Origin of the sequence: Solilutibacter silvestris, assembly GCF_002895945.1 — a bacterium.
GTDB classification, from domain to species: domain Bacteria; phylum Pseudomonadota; class Gammaproteobacteria; order Xanthomonadales; family Xanthomonadaceae; genus Solilutibacter; species Solilutibacter silvestris.
This window is the reverse complement of record NZ_NPZB01000002.1, coordinates 256,869-273,803: the sequence shown is the minus strand read 5'-3', so window position 1 is coordinate 273,803 and position 16,935 is coordinate 256,869. Positions and strand designations below refer to the sequence as shown.

At 65.4% G+C, this 16,935-nt stretch carries 20 protein-coding genes and 1 pseudogene; 13 read left to right on the top strand and 8 right to left on the bottom strand.

Annotation, left to right across the window (positions count from 1 at the left end; genetic code table 11):
* Positions 1–71 precede the first annotated feature (71 nt).
* From hemA to ppk2, 4 genes are read left to right on the top strand one after another with little or no spacing between them, the layout of a single operon-like run.
* A complete protein-coding gene (gene hemA / locus Lysil_RS08815; RefSeq protein WP_103075248.1) occupies positions 72–1,370 on the top strand; it encodes a glutamyl-tRNA reductase in 1,299 nt (432 codons plus the stop codon).
* Positions 1,342–2,427 carry a peptide chain release factor 1 gene (gene prfA, locus Lysil_RS08810; protein WP_103075247.1) on the top strand — a complete coding sequence of 362 codons (1,086 nt, stop codon included), beginning with the start codon at positions 1,342–1,344 and terminating at the stop codon, positions 2,425–2,427. Before hemA ends, prfA begins: the two co-directional genes overlap by 29 nt.
* Positions 2,424–2,867, top strand: a complete 444-nt coding sequence (locus Lysil_RS08805) for a GNAT family N-acetyltransferase (RefSeq protein WP_103075246.1) — start codon at positions 2,424–2,426, stop codon at positions 2,865–2,867. Before prfA ends, Lysil_RS08805 begins: the two co-directional genes overlap by 4 nt.
* A 13-nt stretch (positions 2,868–2,880) precedes the next feature.
* Positions 2,881–3,657, top strand: a complete 777-nt coding sequence (gene ppk2, locus Lysil_RS08800) for a polyphosphate kinase 2 (RefSeq protein ID WP_103075245.1) — start codon at positions 2,881–2,883, stop codon at positions 3,655–3,657.
* Between the two features lie 20 nt (positions 3,658–3,677).
* On the opposite strand, the gene Lysil_RS08795 is transcribed toward ppk2, so the two are convergent.
* The 3 genes from Lysil_RS08795 to Lysil_RS08785 form a co-directional block, all read right to left on the bottom strand.
* Positions 3,678–4,091 (bottom strand): acyl-CoA thioesterase, encoded by a 414-nt coding sequence (locus Lysil_RS08795; RefSeq protein ID WP_103075244.1) that lies wholly within the window; start codon positions 4,089–4,091, stop codon positions 3,678–3,680.
* 112 nt (positions 4,092–4,203) lie between these two features.
* Positions 4,204–4,785 carry a TlpA family protein disulfide reductase gene (locus Lysil_RS08790; protein WP_103075991.1) on the bottom strand — a complete coding sequence of 194 codons (582 nt, stop codon included), beginning with the start codon at positions 4,783–4,785 and terminating at the stop codon, positions 4,204–4,206.
* Positions 4,786–4,790: 5 nt separating this feature from the next.
* On the bottom strand, positions 4,791–6,071 hold the full coding sequence (locus Lysil_RS08785) for a YihY family inner membrane protein (protein ID WP_103075243.1): 1,281 nt from the start codon (positions 6,069–6,071) through the stop codon (positions 4,791–4,793).
* A gap of 51 nt (positions 6,072–6,122) precedes the next feature.
* On the opposite strand from Lysil_RS08785, the gene wrbA reads away from it, so the two are divergent.
* From wrbA to Lysil_RS08770, 3 genes are read left to right on the top strand one after another with little or no spacing between them, the layout of a single operon-like run.
* Positions 6,123–6,716, top strand: coding sequence for an NAD(P)H:quinone oxidoreductase (gene wrbA / locus Lysil_RS08780; protein ID WP_103075242.1), 594 nt, complete (start codon positions 6,123–6,125; stop codon positions 6,714–6,716).
* Positions 6,713–7,063 carry a DUF2069 domain-containing protein gene (locus tag Lysil_RS08775; protein WP_103075241.1) on the top strand — a complete coding sequence of 117 codons (351 nt, stop codon included), beginning with the start codon at positions 6,713–6,715 and terminating at the stop codon, positions 7,061–7,063. The genes wrbA and Lysil_RS08775 overlap by 4 nt, the downstream gene beginning before the upstream one ends.
* Before the next feature lie 39 nt (positions 7,064–7,102).
* Positions 7,103–7,591, top strand: a complete 489-nt coding sequence (locus tag Lysil_RS08770) for an asparaginase domain-containing protein (protein ID WP_103075990.1) — start codon at positions 7,103–7,105, stop codon at positions 7,589–7,591.
* Here Lysil_RS08770 and sufT read toward each other — a convergent pair.
* The 4 genes and pseudogenes from sufT to Lysil_RS08750 form a co-directional block, all read right to left on the bottom strand.
* On the bottom strand, positions 7,588–8,145 hold the full coding sequence (gene sufT / locus Lysil_RS08765; RefSeq protein WP_103075240.1) for a putative Fe-S cluster assembly protein SufT: 558 nt from the start codon (positions 8,143–8,145) through the stop codon (positions 7,588–7,590). The two genes, Lysil_RS08770 and sufT, sit on opposite strands and share 4 nt — an antisense overlap.
* 58 nt (positions 8,146–8,203) lie before the next feature.
* A pseudogene (locus Lysil_RS08760) lies at positions 8,204–9,571 on the bottom strand (NAD(P)(+) transhydrogenase (Re/Si-specific) subunit beta); the annotation flags it as partial.
* Between the two features lie 26 nt (positions 9,572–9,597).
* Entirely contained in the window at positions 9,598–9,897 is a 300-nt protein-coding gene (locus tag Lysil_RS08755; protein WP_103075238.1) for an NAD(P) transhydrogenase subunit alpha part 2, read from the bottom strand.
* Positions 9,894–10,997 (bottom strand): NAD(P) transhydrogenase subunit alpha, encoded by a 1,104-nt coding sequence (locus Lysil_RS08750; protein WP_103075237.1) that lies wholly within the window; start codon positions 10,995–10,997, stop codon positions 9,894–9,896. Before Lysil_RS08750 ends, Lysil_RS08755 begins: the two co-directional genes overlap by 4 nt.
* Before the next feature lie 108 nt (positions 10,998–11,105).
* On the opposite strand from Lysil_RS08750, the gene Lysil_RS08745 reads away from it, so the two are divergent.
* The 4 genes from Lysil_RS08745 to Lysil_RS08730 all read left to right on the top strand — a co-directional run bounded on the left by Lysil_RS08745 (position 11,106) and on the right by Lysil_RS08730 (position 13,044).
* Positions 11,106–11,516, top strand: a complete 411-nt coding sequence (locus tag Lysil_RS08745; protein WP_103075236.1) for a hypothetical protein — start codon at positions 11,106–11,108, stop codon at positions 11,514–11,516.
* A 91-nt stretch (positions 11,517–11,607) separates the two neighbouring features.
* Positions 11,608–12,180 carry an RNA polymerase sigma factor gene (locus tag Lysil_RS08740; protein WP_165782445.1) on the top strand — a complete coding sequence of 191 codons (573 nt, stop codon included), beginning with the start codon at positions 11,608–11,610 and terminating at the stop codon, positions 12,178–12,180.
* A complete protein-coding gene (locus Lysil_RS08735; protein WP_129588418.1) occupies positions 12,177–12,575 on the top strand; it encodes a hypothetical protein in 399 nt (132 codons plus the stop codon). Before Lysil_RS08740 ends, Lysil_RS08735 begins: the two co-directional genes overlap by 4 nt.
* 1 nt (position 12,576) lies before the next feature.
* Positions 12,577–13,044, top strand: a complete 468-nt coding sequence (locus tag Lysil_RS08730) for a DUF3106 domain-containing protein (protein WP_103075233.1) — start codon at positions 12,577–12,579, stop codon at positions 13,042–13,044.
* 16 nt (positions 13,045–13,060) lie between these two features.
* On the opposite strand, the gene Lysil_RS08725 is transcribed toward Lysil_RS08730, so the two are convergent.
* Positions 13,061–15,277, bottom strand: a complete 2,217-nt coding sequence (locus Lysil_RS08725; protein ID WP_165782444.1) for a DUF1631 family protein — start codon at positions 15,275–15,277, stop codon at positions 13,061–13,063.
* A gap of 161 nt (positions 15,278–15,438) precedes the next feature.
* Here Lysil_RS08725 and Lysil_RS08720 point away from each other — a divergent pair, with 161 nt between their 5' ends.
* Positions 15,439–16,005, top strand: a complete 567-nt coding sequence (locus Lysil_RS08720; RefSeq protein ID WP_129588417.1) for a nitroreductase family protein — start codon at positions 15,439–15,441, stop codon at positions 16,003–16,005.
* Positions 16,002–16,931, top strand: a complete 930-nt coding sequence (locus Lysil_RS08715; protein ID WP_165782443.1) for a 5'-3' exonuclease — start codon at positions 16,002–16,004, stop codon at positions 16,929–16,931. The genes Lysil_RS08720 and Lysil_RS08715 overlap by 4 nt, the downstream gene beginning before the upstream one ends.
* The last annotated feature ends 4 nt before the right edge of the window (positions 16,932–16,935 follow it).

Here is a 16,935-nt window from a genome sequence, read left to right as displayed (position 1 = left end):
GTACCAAGCGTAAAATGTCGGACGTTTTGCAGCTTACCCCACGCGCCTGAACCAAGGGCCTGTTAACGCCTATGACGCTGATCGCTCTCGGCTTGAACCACCAGACCGCGCCGGTTGCCTTGCGCGAACGGGTGGCGTTTGCCGGCGATGCCTTCGCGCCCGCGCTGGCGGCATTGCGCGCGCTGCCGCAGGTCGATGAAGTGGCATTGCTCTCCACCTGCAATCGCACCGAGGTCTACGCCATCGGCGACGATGCCGCGCCTGCCATTGCCGAATGGCTGGCAACGCACGCGGCGGAATCCACCGATCTGCACGCCTATCTCTACCGCCATGGCGAAAGCGCTGCCGCGCGGCACCTGTTCCGGGTCGCGGCGGGGCTCGACTCGCTGGTACTGGGCGAACCGCAGATCCTTGGCCAGGTGAAGGAGGCGTGGAGCCTGGCGCGCGAACATGGGGCGATGGGGCCGCAACTCGATCGCCTGTTCCAGCAAGCCTTCGCCACCGCGAAACGCGCACGCAGCGATACCGCGATCGGCGCGAATCCGGTGTCGGTGGCATCGGCGGCGGTGAAGCTGGCGCGCGATTCATTCGCGCGACCGCAGGATTCCACCGTGCTGCTGATCGGCGCCGGCGAAACCATCGAACTCGCGGCGCGCCATCTGGTGCAGGCCAACGTCCGCCGCTTGCTGATCGCCAATCGCACATTGGCGCACGCGCAGGCATTGGCGACCGCGCACGGCGGCTACGCCCTGGCGCTGGACGAACTCGACCGCCATCTTGCCGAAGCCGACATCGTGTTCTCGGCGACCGCCAGCCAGACGCCGATCCTGCATCGCGCGCAGGTGGAAGCCGCACTCGCCGCGCGTCGCCATCGCCACAACAACAAACCCGTCCTGTTGGTCGATCTCGCCGTGCCGCGCGACATCGCCGCCGACGTCGCCGAATTGCGCGACGTGTTCGTCTACACCATCGACGATCTCCACCGCGCGGTGGAGGACAATCGCCGCAGTCGCAAGGACGCCGCCGACGCCGCCGAAACGATCATCGACCTGCAGGTGGCGCGCTACATGGAAGTCGCCGGTGCGGCATTCGGCATGGACGGCGTGCGTGCAGTGCGTGCACACGGCCAACGCCTGAGCGCCGATGCACTGACACGCGCGAAGCAACAACTCGCGGCTGGCCAGTCGCCGGACGCGGTGCTCGATCAACTGGCGCACACCCTGACCAACCGCCTGCTGCACGCGCCGACCGTCGCCGTGCGCGATGCCGCCCTGCGTGGCGATGCCGAATTGCTGCGCGCCGCCGCGCGCATGTTCCCCGACCACAACGATTCTTCCGACGATGCTGCCGAGCCTGCGCCGCAAGCTTGAAGCACTGGCGGAACGACGCGACGAACTGGAACGGCTGCTGGCCGATCCGGGCGTGATCGCCGATGTCAAACAGTTCCGCAAACTGTCGCGGGAATTCGCGCAACTGGAACCGTTGGCGCTCGGGCTTGCGGAAGAACGACAACTGCAGGCAGCGCTGGCCTCCGCGCAGGCGATGCGCGACGACCCCGAGCTGCGCGATCTTGCGCAAGAGGAAATCGCGACGACGAACGCGCGTCTCGCCGAACTCGATGGCGAACTGATGGCGCATCTGGTGCCGAAGGATGCGCGCGACGACGGCAGCCTGTATCTGGAAGTCCGTGCCGGCACCGGTGGCGACGAGGCGGCGATCTTTGCCGGCGACCTGTTCCGCATGTATGCGCGCTACGCCGAGAAGCAAGGCTGGCGTGTCGACGTGGAATCGGCCAATCCGGGCGAACACGGCGGCTTCCGTGAAGTGGTCGCGCGCATCGAAGGCGGTGGCGCGTATTCGCGACTGAAGTTCGAGTCGGGGACGCATCGCGTGCAACGCGTGCCGGACACCGAATCGCAGGGCCGCATCCATACCTCGGCGGCGACGGTGGCGATCATCGCCGAGGAAGCCGGCGACATCGACATCGAAATCAATCCCGCCGACCTGAGAGTCGACACGTATCGATCGAGCGGCGCCGGCGGCCAGCACGTCAACAAGACCGAATCGGCGATCCGCATCACCCACATGCCGAGCGGCGTGGTGGTCGAATCGCAGACCGAACGCAGCCAGCACGCCAATCGCGACAAGGCGATGAAGCGGCTGAAGGCGATGCTGGTCGAGGCCGAACTGGAAAAACGCGAAGCCGCGCAGGCCGCCGATCGCAAACTGCAGGTCGGCAGCGGCGATCGCAGCCAGCGCATCCGCACCTACAATTTCCCGCAGGGTCGCATCACCGATCACCGGGTGGAAGGACTGACCCTGTACGATCTGCCGAATGTGCTGGAAGGCCAGCTTGATGCGTTGATCGATCGCTTGTCGCACGAAGCCCAGGCCGATGCGCTGGCAAAACTCGTGGAGGCGCCATGAAACCCGTCGTCGAATACGCCACCCTGGATGACCTCGATGCGCTGGCGCCGCTGTTCGACGGCTATCGCCAGTTCTACGGCCAGCCATCCGACATCCAGCGCGCACACGACTGGCTGAAGGCGCGCATCGGGCAACAACAATCGATGGTGTTGCTGGCGAAACACGACGGTGAGCCCGCCGGTTTCACCCAGCTCTACCCGATGTATTCCTCGGTACGCACCACGCGCATCTGGGTGTTGAACGATCTGTTCGTCGCCGCCGGATTCCGTCGCCATGGCGTGGCACGCGCCCTGCTCGATGCCGCCACGGAATTCGCCAAGGAAGATGGCGCGGCATTCGTCATGCTCGAAACCACCCGCGACAACGACGCCGCACGCGCCCTGTATCGCGCCGCCGGTTGGCAGGAAGACGAGACGCAGTGGTATTCCAGACTGCTTTGACGAGGGCGCCGCCATGGCCAAGCTGAAACGCAAGCACTACGAACATGCGCTGGAAGCGATGCAACTGGAACTGGTGCAGCTGGCGCGCTGGCTGCAGCACAGCGGCAAGCGTCTCGTCGTGGTGGTCGAAGGCCGCGACACCGCCGGCAAGGGCGGCACCATCGACGCGATCATGCAGCATCTCAATCCGCGACAGGCGCGCCACATCGCGCTGCCCAAGCCGGACGAGCGTGAACGCACGGAATGGTATTTCCAGCGTTACGTGCAGGAACTCCCGGCCGCTGGCGAGATCGCGCTGTTCGATCGCAGCTGGTACAACCGCGCCGGCGTCGAACGCGTGATGGGCTTCGCCACGCCGGAACAGGTCGCGGCCTTCCTGCGCCAGGCGCCGGTGTTCGAGAAGCAACTGGTGGATGACGGCATCCTGCTGTTCAAGTACTGGTTGTGCTGCGACCAGCAAGAACAGGAACAGCGTTTCGCCGAACGCCACGACGATCCGCTGAAGGGCTGGAAACTGTCGCCGATCGACCTCAAGGCGCGCGAGCAATACGCCGCCTATACCGAAGCGCGCGAGGCGATGCTCAAGGCCACGCATACCAAATGGGCGCCGTGGACATTGGTCGATTTCAACGAGCAGAAGCGCGGACGCCTGACCTTGATCCGCAATCTGCTCGATCGCGTGCCGGACACCCACATTCCCGACGACACCATCGACTTCCCGCCATTGCGAGGCAAGCTGCAGCGCGAACGCTACGGCGCGTTGAAGCCGATCAAGTCGTTCAAGGATTGATCATCGCGCACGTTGCGCGGTCAGGCTGCCTCGGCCACCGGCAACGGCGGCGCTTGGACCGGGCGACCAAGTTCGTCGAGCGCGATCATCACGAACTGACCTCGCGTACACAGTTTGCGATCTCCAGTGAGGAGATCTTCGGCGACCAGATCCACGTCGACGTGCATCGAGCTGCGGCCCACCTTCACGATGCGGGCGATGGTCTCGACCAGTTGCCCCTTGCGCACCGGCTGATTGAAATCGACCTGCTCGGAGCGCGCGGTGACCACGGTGCTGCGGGCATAGCGCGACGCGGCGATGAAGGCGGCCATATCCATCCACGCCAGCGCCTGTCCACCAAACAGCGTGCCGAGGTGATTCGTGTGATCCGGAAAGACCATCTCGAGCAGGCGCGCCTCGGTCGGACGCGGATCATTGGCAATGGCTTCGGACATGACGGCGGCTCCTGTCTGCATTGATCCCCGGAACCACCTTACATGCTGCACCGCAACATCGCCAGTCAGGCAATTTTACCCATTCAGTTTGACGGCATCAGAGCGCTGACCCTCAATTCGGTGCTGGCCCACCTGCGGCCGCGATCGCGGCTTCAATGTCCTTTGCAGTCACCGGACCCATGAAGCGTTTCACCACCTTGCCCTGCGGGCCGATCAACCAGCTGATCGGCAATGTCGGCGGCGGACTGAAATCGCCGGGTGGCGCGGCCGGATCGACCTGCACGATCGGATAGACCACCGGATGCTGCTGCAGGAATTCCTGCAGCTTGGCCGGTTCGATATCGTCATTGGCGACACCGACCACCTTGATGTATTCGCGCATCGCTGCCAGCGCCGACAGTTCCGGCATCTCCTTCAGGCATGGGCCGCACCACGTCGCCCAATCGTTGACCACCACCCAGTGACCGCGCTGTTCGGCGAGATCGAAGGTCTTGCCGTCGACAGTGGGGAGACGCAGCTTCGGTTGCGCACCGACATCGGCGAGACCTGCGGTCGCTGCTGGCATCGGCGTGGTCGCCGGTGTCGATGCGGGTTTCGGCGTGGCCGCTGTCGGCGGCGTCTGTTCGCCATGCGGCTTGCACGCGGCCAGCGCGATCACGAGCGTGAGCGCCAACAGTCGAGGGGAATGGTTCATCGTGTTCATTGCGGTTCGCTTCCAGGTTCGGAATAGATGGTGGCAACCTTGCGTTTCATCGCGACGCGCAGCGGCAGGCGCAGTTCATCGATCACCTGCATCACGTCGCGACCCAGGGCATCATCGCGCAGCGGCAGACTGACTTCCTCGACCGGGATGCGCAACTGCGCCACGACATAGAGTTCGCTCAGGCTGACATCGGCGAGATCGCGCGACAGCAGCCATTCGCCGGTTTCGGCGCGCTGGACGATGCCGGCTTCGCACAACTTCGTCAGCATGTCCTGCACCAGGGAATCGGTGAGGATGGGATCGAGTTCGCGCAGTTCATCGGCGTGCAACCCTTGTCCCCCCCCGCGCGCAGCGTGGAAACGCCCGAGCATGCGCAGCAATCCGTAGATCTCGCAACCCTCCGGCAAGCGCAATGCCACCGGCTGGTAACGGAATGCCGACAGGCTGGATGCGAACGATGCGCCGAGCAGCACCGACACCCAGCTCAGGTAGATCCACAGCAGGAAGATGGGGATGAAAGCAACGGTGCCGTACAGCTTCTCGTAGCTGCGGAAGGTGCCGAGGTAGATGCCCATGCCCCACTTCACGAACTCGAACACCACGGTGGCGAGCAACGCGCCGGCGAAGGCATGGCGCCATTGCACGGTGCGATGCGGCACTACGCGATACAGCAACAGGAACGCGACCAGTTCGATGCACGGTGGCGCCATCCGCAGCATCAGGCTTTCCAGCACGCGCCCCGGCTCCGACGAGAACACGCTCATCGCGAACAACCTGGCGGACAGCGACATGCTGGCGACGGCGATCAACGTGCCGAGGGTAAGCACCGTCCAGTAGACAAGGAAACGCGCGAAGCGCGGCCGCGCCACCGGTACCCGCCAGATGCGATTGAAGATCGATTCGACGCTGGTGAGGGTGATCAGCAGCGACAGCACCAGCGCGATGATGCCGGCGGTGGTGAGCTGGCTGGCGTTGAGCGAGTATTCGCTGATATACCCCTGCACTGCGCGCGCGGAGCTCGGCACGAAATTGGAGAACACATAGTCTGTGAGCTGGTCGCGCAGCCGTGAATACACCGGGAATGCCGAAAGCATGCCGAACACCACCGTCGCCAGCGGCACCAACGCGAACACCGTGGTGTAAGCCAGTGAACCGGCAGCCTCGAACAGGTTGTCGTCCCAGAAACGACGGCCGAGGAAACGCATGAAGACCGCACGCCGCACCGGATCGCGCAGGTGCAACAAACGGGACACGATCTGGGCGGGAAGCCGGGCCATGACGCACAGGGTAGCCGGTCAGCCGTCAAGCCGGCCACGTACACTGGCGGGATGAAAGAAATCCTCGTGCTCTATTACAGTCGCGGCGGATCGGTCGCGGCATTGGCGCGGCAGGTCGCGCGCGGCATCGGTGAAGTGCCCGGCATGGCCGCTCGTCTGCGCACGGTGCCGCCGGTCGCGCCGCAAACCGAACAGGTTTTGCCGCCCGTTCCCGAGGAAGGCGCGGCCTATCTCGAAACGCGCGACCTCGACGAATGCGTCGGCTACGCCATCGGCAGCCCGACCCGTTTCGGCAGCATGGCCGCACCGATGAAGTTTTTCTTCGACGGCCTCGGTGCGCAATGGGCCAGCGGCACGCTGGTCGGCAAGCCGGCCTGCGTGTTCACTTCGACCGCGACCATGCACGGCGGCCAGGAATCGACCCTGCTAGGCATGCAAGTGCCATTGCTGCACCACGGCTGCGTGATCGTCGGCATTCCCTATACCGAACAACGCCTCAGCACCACGCGCACCGGCGGCACGCCGTATGGCGCCAGTCATGTGTCGGGTTCAGCGGATGATCCCGAGCTCAGCGAGGACGAAATCCAACTCGCTCGCGCGCTCGGCAAGCGTCTTGCCACCATCGCCGCAAAACTCTCGGCATGAGCACTGCACGCCGCATCCTGTTCGTCGCGCTGGTGCTGCTGGCGCTGCTCGATCTTGCCTGGTTCTGGCACGAACCCCTAGCGCGAATCGTGTTCACCCTGCCACCTGCCCTGTGCGCGCTCGCGGTGTGGTTGCGCCGGCGCACCGCCGGTTTCTGGTCGGGCGTGTTCGCCTTGCTGTGGTTCTCGCATGGGGTGATGGTGGCGTGGACACGACCGCCGGAACGCCTGCAGGCGTTCGCCGAACTGGCACTGGCCGTGGTGATCATCCTCGCCGCCAGCGTGCCCGGCCTGCGCGCACGGTTTGCAAAGGGCAACGCCTCCCAGCGCAACGCCGCGAAGGAATAAACTATCTTTATCCCCACACAACGCAGCGACATGGACACGATGGACGACCTGCTGATCGTTACCACTGGCGGCACCATCGACAAGATCTATTTCGATGCCAAGTCGGATTACCAGGTCGGCGATCCCCAGATCGGCCGCATCCTCAGCGCGCTCGGCGTCGCCTTCCGTTTCCACGTGATTCCGTTGCTGCGCAAGGATTCGCTGTTCATCGATGGCAGCGATCGTGAACTGATGCGCGCGACCATCGCCGCGCAGGCCGAACGTTGCGTCCTCGTCACCCATGGCACTGACAGCATGGTCGAGACCGCCAAGGTGCTGCGCACGATTCCCGACAAGACCATCGTCCTGACCGGCGCGCTCAATCCGGCGCGCTTCGAGGGTTCCGACGCCGAATTCAACATCGGTTGCGCGGTGGGCGCGGTGCAATCGCTGCCGCCGGGCGCCTATATCGCCATGAACGGTCGCATCTGGGATCCGGCGAAAGTGCGCAAGAACGTCGAGGCCAATCGCTTCGAGGCGGCGGGTTAGAACATTCCGGTTTCGAGCCGCGCCGCATCACTCATCATGTTGCGGTTCCACGGCGGATCGAATACCAGTTCGACGTCGGCTTCGGCGACGGTGGGAATCATCTCGAGCTTGCTGCGGACGTCATCGACCAGGATGTCGCCCATGCCGCAGCCGGGCGCGGTCAGCGTCAGTTCGACATCGATGCGGCGCTGGCCCGGATGTTCGGCATCCGGCTTCACCACGGCGGTGTAGACCAGTCCGAGTTCGACGATGTTGATCGGGATCTCGGGATCGAAGCAGGTGCGCAGCTGCTGCCACACCAGTTTTTCGACGTCTTCATCGCCAGCGCCTTCCGGCAACTCGATGGGCTCCGGCGGTTCCTTGCCGATGGCATCGCCGTCCTTGCCGGCGACGCGGAACAGGTTGCCTTCGACGAAGACGGTCCAGCTGCCGCCCAGCGATTGGGTGATGTAGCCGATGCTGCCGGCGGGCAGGCTCACGGCTTCGCCCGAGGGCACCATCACCACCGGGCAATCGCGCTCGAAGCGCACGGGTTCACTGTTGCGGGAATACATCACGGCACTGGCACTGGATCTTGAATCCGTACCATTTTAGTCCATTTTGACGAAACCCTCAGTGCCCGCCGTCCAGCGCCTTCACCTCGCTCACCAGCGCATTGGCCATCTCGGCGCCATCGCCGTACAGCATGCGGGTATTGTCGGCGTAGAACAGCGCATTCTCGATCCCCGCGAACCCGGTGCCCTTGCCGCGCTTGATCACCACCACGTTCTTGGCGTTGACCGCATCGAGGATCGGCATGCCGTAGATGGGAGATGACGGATCGGTCTTGGCGACCGGATTCACCACATCGTTGGCACCGATCACCAGCACCACGTCGGTATTGGCGAATTCGGGATTGATGTCGTCCATGTCGGCGATCAGGTCGTAGGGCACGCCCGCTTCCGCCAACAGCACGTTCATGTGCCCCGGCATGCGCCCGGCGACGGGATGGATGGCGAATTTCACCTTCACTCCGCGCGCGATCAGCTTTTGCGCCAGTTCCCAGATCTTGTGTTGCGCCTGCGCCACCGCCATGCCGTAACCGGGCACGATCACCACACGCTCCGCATAGGCCATCAACGCTGCGGCATCGGCGGCTTCGATCGGTTTCTGCGCGCCACTGATTTCCTGCCCGCCCGATCCGCCGCCACCGAAATTGGAGAACAACACGTTCTTGATGCTGCGATTCATCGCCTTGGCCATCAATCGCGTCAGCAGCATGCCGGCCGCGCCGACCATGGTGCCGGCGATGATGAGTGCGGGATTGCCGAGGACATAGCCTTCGAACGCCACCGCCAATCCGGTGAAGGCGTTGTAGAGCGAGATCACCACCGGCATGTCAGCACCGCCGATCGGCAGCGTCATCAACTTGCCGAGTCCGAGCGCGAGCACGAAGAACGCGACGATCCACGGCACTGCCAACGTGTGTACCGCCATCGCGCCACAGACGATCGCCACGAGCGCGATCGCCGCGTTGAACCACTGCTGGCCCGGGAAGGTGTAGCGCTTGTCCATGCGGCCATCGAGCTTGGCCCAGGCGATGATCGAACCGGTCAGCGACACCGCGCCGATCAGCGAACCGATCGCCGCCAGCGCCAGCGCGAAATCCGAAGGCCGTTCGCCGCCGGACGATGCCTTGAACAGTTCCACCGCACCGATCGCCGCCGCCGAGCCACCGCCCATGCCGTTGAACAGCGCGACCATCTGCGGCATGTCGGTGATCGCCACCTTCTTGCCCCACAGCCACGTCGGTGCGACGCCAATGATGACCGCGACAAGGATCAGCGCGATGTTGTGCAGGCCCGGCAATGCGAACGTGGCGATGGTCGCCAGCACCATGCCGATGCCTGCCCACTGGATGCCGCTGCGCGCGGTCTTCGGGCTGGACATGCGTTGCAGGCCGAGCAGGAACAAGGTCGCCGCGACGAAATAGCTCAACGCGACCAACGTCTGCAAGTTGAGGCCGATCATGCCTTCGCCTCCGGCTTCTTCGATGACTTGAACATGTCGAGCATGCGTTCGGTCACCACATAGCCACCCGCGGCATTGCCCGCGCCCAGCACCACCGCGATGAAGCCGAGCACCTGTTCCAGCGTGGTCTGCGCCTGGCCGAGCACCACCATCGCGCCGATCAGCACGATGCCGTGGATGAAGTTGGAACCGGACATCAGCGGCGTGTGCAGGATCACCGGCACCCGCGAGATGATCACGTGGCCGGCGATCGCCGCCAGCATGAAGATGTACAGCGCGGTGAAACCGTCGCTCATGGCGTCTCTCCGGTGGATTGCGGGCGCGGCGGCCAGACGGTTTTCGCCAGCAGTTCGTCGTTCCAGTCCATGGCCAAGGCGCCGTCCTTGATCATCAGGCTGGCGAAATTGAAGACATTGCGCGCGAACATCTCACTGGCGTGGGTCGCGCCCATCGAGGCGAGATTGAGCGGCCCGTCGATGACCACGCCGTGGTGCTCGATGGTCCGGCCGGGCTGGGTCAATTCGCAGTTGCCGCCGGTTTCCGCAGCCAGATCGACGATCACGCTTCCCGGCTTCATGCCGTCGACCATCGCCGCCGTGATGATCTTTGGCGCCGGACGACCGGGCACCGCTGCGGTGCAGACGATCACGTCGACGTTGCGGAGATGCTCGGCGAGGCGACGCTGCTGTTCGGCGCGTTCCTCGTCGGTGAGCTGGCGCGCATAACCGCCCTCGCCCGCCGCGCTGACGCCGAGATCGAGGAAACGACCACCCAGCGATTCGATCTGTTCGCGCGTTTCCGGGCGCACGTCGAAGCCTTCCACCTGCGCGCCGAGGCGCTTCGCGGTGGCGATCGCCTGCAATCCGGCGACACCGGCACCGATGATCAGCACCTTCGATGGCCGAATCGTGCCGGCCGCGGTGGTCAGCATCGGGAAGAACCGCGGCGTCAGTTGCGCGGCGATCAGCACCGCCTTGTAGCCGGCCATCGACGCCTGCGAACTGAGGATGTCCATCGCCTGCGCGCGGGTGGTGCGCGGCAACTTCTCCAGCGGAAACGCGACGATGCCGCGATCCTGCAAGGCCGACGCGCGCACGGGATCCGCTTCCGGCTGCAACATCCCGACCAGCACCGCGCCCGGCTTCAACGTGGCGATGGCGTCCGGCGATGGCGCCTGCACGCACAACACCATGCCGGCATCGGCGAATGGGGTGTCCGTCAGCGTGGCTCCGGCATCGACATAGGCCTGGTCAATGAAGCCGGCGCTGGCACCGAGGCCTGGCGCCACTGCGATCTGCGCGCCCGCCTTCACCAACTTGCCGCAGGTTTCCGGCGTCAACGCCACCCGGCGCTCGCCCACGGCCGTTTCCCGACCCACACCGATCCGTACCGCCATTGCACCACCCCGATCCGACCGTTCCCCGAATCCTAAGCGATCGCGCGCGATCCGGGCGGCCGGCCGTGTACCCGGTAACATCTGCGACTCGTTTTCGCGTCTTCCCCCATGCCCGCATCGAAAGCCTCCATCCTCCGCTGGTTCCTGTTCGTGCTGATGGCCGTGGCTTTCGCGGCGGCATGGACGGTGGCGTTCTCGTTCACCCGGCGTGCGATGCCGTGGCTGGCGTTGCTGGCGGCGGTCGATGCCGTGGTCGCGGCGCGATTGCTCGGTATCCCGCGCGGCACCCGCGGCGCGGTTGGCGGTGGCCTGTTCGTGCTGATCGCGGTGGCGCTGTCCAGCGTGGCGATCGCCGCGGTCAGCGTTGGTGGCCCCACCGGGTTCGGATTGGTGGAATCGCTGTCGCGCCTCGGCCCGACACTGGCCTGGGAGCTGGTGCAGCTCGCCACTGGCCTGCCACAATTGCTGCTGTACGTGATCGCGGCGGAACTTGCGGCATGGTGGTGCCACGGAAGATGAACACCCACGTTCTGGCGTCAACCCGGGTTGCCCGCAGGCGTTTTCTGCATGTCACCATTCGGGTACAAGCGGCGAACGGAGCCGTATGTTCATGCATGCCATTGCCGTCAACGCGAAAGGATTGTCCTTGAACGCACCGCTCACCGGCACGCGTGCGCTGACGATCGAGCAGTTCCTGTCTGGCATCCAGTCGCGCGCGTTCCGCTTCGCCGAGCTTGGCCTGCGCAACCGCGACGATGCCCTCGACGCGGTGCAGGACGCGATGCTGCGGATGCTGCGCTACGCCGACAAGCCCGTCGACGAATGGCAGGCACTGTTCTGGAAGATCCTGCGCACCCGCATCATCGACATCAGCCGCCGCCGCGCCTTCCGCTTCGGCTGGCTGCGCAACAGCGGCGACAACGACGAAGACAGCATGGTGGCCTGGGCCGACCCCGCCGGCGATCCTTCCAGCCACAACGACGGTCGCGAAGCCTATGCCCTGATGGCACTCGCGATCCACAAGTTGCCGACCCGGCAACGCGAAGCCTTCACCCTGCGCGTGCTGGAAGATCTCGACGTCGCCACCACGGCCTCGGTGATGGGATGCAGCGAGGGTTCGGTGAAGACACATCTCTCCCGCGCACGCGACGCCCTGCGCACGCATCTGCAAGACTGGACATGACGATGGACGACCACGATTTCGACCGCAAGGCCCGCCAGCTGTACCTGGATGCCGCACAGGAAACCCCGCAGGCTGTCCGGCAACGGCTGCGTTCGACGCTGGCTGCACCACCGCGCGCCAGCCATCCGGCATGGCAGCCAGCACTCGCGTTTGCCTCGGTCGCGCTGTTCGCGCTCGGCGGGCTGTGGCTGCAGCGGCCGCTGGAACCGGCGCCGGCCACTGCTCCGGTCATCGCGACGCCGGTCATCGCACAGGTGGATGCGACGCCGAACGTGGCCGTGCCCACGGTTTCGGCGAAGGAGACCACGCATCCCGTCACTGCGGCCTACGATAACGATCCGGAGTTCTATGCCTGGCTGGGCAACGATGCTCCACCGGTCCCCGGAGAACGATGAAATGCGTATCGCCGCAACATTGATGATGGGCCTGGTGCTGGCAGCGCCGGCGATGGCGCAGCAAGCCGCGGCCCCACCACCCACCACCGCCAGCTATCCGGAATGGGAAAAGCTGACGCCTGAACAGCGTCAATCATTGGTCGGCCCGGTGCGTTCGCGCTGGAACGACAATCCCGACATGCGCGATGAAATGTTGAAGCGCGCCCAGCACTGGCAACGCATGAGTCCCGAACAGCGCCAATCCGCGCAGCGCGGGATGAAGCGTTGGGAGAACCTGACGCCGGAACAGCGCAAGGCGATGCACGAGCAGTGGAAAGCGATGTCTCCGGAACAACGCAAAGCGTGGCTGGACGCCAATGGCCCGAAGACTCCGTCGAATGCGTCCTCCCCGGCCGGCCCGAAAGCGCAGTCAATGTCGCCGCCACACATGACGGCACCGAAGGCACCGAAACCCCAAGGCCATCACTGAGCGAGGGGCCGTCCGCTCAACCGGCGGTCTGGGCGAAACGCCGTTCGCCGAGTGAATCGGCAACCTGTGCCATCACCTGATCGACCGGCGGCTCGGCCGAGCGCACCAGCACGCGTCCATCGGCGACCAGCACCGCCAGCGTCTCCGGCCGCACCACCATCCGCCGTTCGCCGCGGCGATTGACCACCAGGATGCGTCCGGTCAACCCGCTCACCCAGGCGATCTTCGCCATCGTTTCGTGCGCGCCGTCCTCGATGATGCGCAGGCCCTGGCCGGCCCGCAGCCGGCGCACGCGCGCCACCAGCACGCTGTCGACCGTGCGCAGCCGCCGTTCCAGGTCCGGAATCTGCATCGGCAATTCGTCGGCCAGCGGCTCGGGAGGATTGGACAACACCACTTCGCCCGGCGCGGCGTCGGCGCGCAGCAATCCCGCCGCCAACCGCGCCAGCGCCTCGATCGCCGCTTCGCCCTGCAAGCCGACGTAACGCAGATCCTCGAGGATGGCTTCGCGGTTGTCTTCGAAGCCGGCGGCCAACGCGCGGCTGCGCAGCGCCACCGCATCCGCGTCCATCTGCAACAACGCATCGCCGACCGCACGCATCGCCTGGTAGCGCGGCGACTGTTCGCCAAAGCGCAACCAACCCTGCACCAGCACGTTGCGCCAGTATTCGCCGAGGAAATGGAAAGTGTCCGGCAGGATCTTGCGGCCTTCCAGCGCGGCGCCCACCGCCTCGTCGGCAGCGATGCGGGCCTGGCGCAGGCGTTCCTGTCCCTGCAACGTCTCGGTGATGCGGCGCTCCGTCACTTCCGCGAGCGAACGCTGGCGATCCAGCAGTTCCTGCAATTCGCGGGCGGCGAGGTCGAAGATCGCCATGCTCTCCTGGAAGCGCGCAACCACCTGGTCGACCACCTGCGAAGCACGTTCGAGCATCGAGCGGCTGGCATGACTGTCGCCGGTGTTGCCGTCGCAGGCTTCCACCAACGCATCGAGCAGGCGCCGCGCGGGATGGCCGCGATTCTCGAACAGCGAATCGTCCATCACCGCAACCTTGACATAGGGCGCGACAAGCTTGCCCATCATCCGGGTCGCCGGCTCCTCGAAGGCGTTGGCGCGCTGCAATCCATCGAACAACATCGCCACCAGATCGACGGCATCCTCCTCGCCTTCGGCGAACGAGGACTGCTCGGCATCGAAACCGAACTGCCCGGCGGCGGACATCAGTTCGCGACGGATCACCATCGGCAATGGCTGGTCGCCCTGCCCCAGCAGGGCCCGCACGAACGGCGTCGGATCGTCGCCCTGGAGGACGGAGGCGATCGTCAATACTTCCGAGGTGTTGATCACCCGCGCGGTCGATCGCACTGCCGTCGTTCCGCCGTTGTCGCCGTTGCGGGCGCGCCGACGCCATGCATCGAGTTGCGAGTGGACGCGGCTGCGGTAACGGGTTTCCGGACGCACGCCGGCATAACTGGCGATGTCGACGGATTCCCTGCCGCGGTTCGCTGCCGGCATCGCCGCGCCGATGTCACCTGCGGGCGCCGACGCCGGACCCACGCCGCCATGGACCGGGTCGTTGACGTGGCCATTCGTCGGCAACGTCTCCACCATCCCGCCTTCGGGTTGCCAGCCGCTGCCACCAGCCGCGGGCCGATGGGTGGCCGGGCTGTCGTACGCTTCGCTGGAGGATTCGCCGTCGCCGATCACCCGCAACAACTCCGGGATCAAGCCGCGCAGGATCACCGTCATCTGCGTTTCGTAATGGCGCATCAACAGCGGAATCAGGGTCGGCGTGAGCGCCTCGCGATCGAGCGTCGAGATGAACGTGCGGGTGATGCCTTCCACGCTCCACGGGCAATCGTGCCAAGGAAGGCCCGCATCATGCGCGAGCGCTTCGACCGCGCGATCCAGACGATGCGCGAGCGCGCCCAGCCGTGCGTGCATGGCATCGTTGGCCTGCTGGCCCTCGATTTCGAGCAGCAGTTCGCTTTCGCCCATCAAGGTCAGCGCGGTGCCGTGGCGCAGCGACTGGCGATGCCACCACGCCATCGCGTCGGCTTCCAGCGCGACCCGCAGGCGGGCGCGCCAATCCTGCGCATCGTCGAGCATCCCGTGCACGACGAACTGGTCGCGTGGCAAGGAGGAAAAATTGTTGGCCCCGGCCGGAATCCGGTCGAGCGCACTCTTCAACTCGCTCCAGAAAGGCGCAAGCTTCGCCGAAACAAATTCGGCCACCAGGCGCGCTGCCTTCCTTTGCTGCTCATCCACCTGGCTTGTTGCAGGAAGTGTGGAATCATTCCGACTCAAGCCGAACCTCTGAGATGCTGACCGCCGCCCCCTGACGACGGGAAGAATCCCCCCTAGCGCCATCCTAAGCAGGAAATCTTCACACGTCCATGACATTTCAATGTCTCGATCACCGCCGGTCGGTCCCGTCCCGCCAGTTGTCGGCACCGGGCCCGAGCGAAGACCAATTCGGACGCATCTTGCGCGCCGCGGTCCGTGTTCCCGATCACGGGAAACGGGTGCCGTTCCGCTTCCTGCGCATCACCGGCGACGCCCGCCTGGCGCTGGGCGCCCTGCTGGAAGCCCGCACCCGCGAAAGCGATCCGGGCAGCAGCGCGTCCATGCTGCAGAAGGAGCGCGAACGTTTCAGTTTCGCGCCGCTGATCGTCACCGTGATCGCCAAACAGGGGCCGGATGAAAAGATCCCGGCGAGCGAGCGCTTTTCCAGCGCCTCGTGCGTGTGCTTCGCCTTGCTGCAGGCGGCGCAGGTCGCCGGCTTCGGCGCGCAATGGCTGACCGGCTGGGCCGCCTACGATCCGGTGATCCGCGCGCACCTCGGTGTCGGCGACGACGAGGCCATCGTCGGCTTCATCCACATCGGCACGCCGCTGATGGAAGCGCCGGAACGCGAGCGGCCCGATCCCACCGCGCTGATCAGCGACTGGACGCCACGATGAGCCGGGTGCTGCATCCACGGCCGACGCTGTACCTGGTCGACGCCAGCATGTACATCTTCCGTGCCTGGCATTCGATGCCCGACGAATGGCACGACGAAGACGGCTGGCCGCTCAACGCCGTCCACGGCTTCGCGCGCTTCCTGGTGGAACTGCTGGAACGCGAGCGCCCTCGCCACATCGCCATCGCCTTCGACGAAGCACTGGATTCGTGTTTCCGCAATCGCCTGTATCCGCAGTACAAGGCCAATCGCGATCCCGCGCCGGAAGAACTGCGGCGCCAGTTCGCGCTGTGCAAGGCGTTGAGTGCGGCGCTGGGCATGGCGGTGCTGGGGCATGGCGACTACGAGGCTGACGATCTGATCGGCAGCGCGTTGGTGCAGTCGCGCGGGCATGGCGCGCGCGGCGTGATCGTCTCGGCCGACAAGGACCTGTCGCAATTGCTGCAGGACGACGACGAACAGTTCGACTTCGCCCGCGGCCTGCGCTGGGGCCAAGCCGGCGTCAAGGAACGCCACGGCGTGCGCGCCGACCAGATCGCCGATTACCTCGCGTTGTGCGGCGATGCCGTCGACAACATTCCCGGCGTACCCGGCATCGGCCAGAAAACCGCCGCGGTGCTGATCTCGCATTTCGGATCGCTCGACGCCCTGCTCGCGCGCGTCGACGAAGTCCCGTTCCTGCGCCAGCGTGGATCGGCGCGTGCAGCGGCATCCTTGCGTGAACATCGCGAACAGGTGTTGATGTATCGCCAACTCACCACCATCGCGGTGGACGCGCCGTTGCAACCGCATGAGGCGCCGTTCGCGCGCGGCGCCGCGGATGCCACGATGTTGTCATCCCTGTACGAGAGATTCCGCTTCGGCCCGCTGACCCGCCGCCGGCTGCAGACTGCCGCTGGCCTCGATTCCACCCCATCCACTAACTGAGACA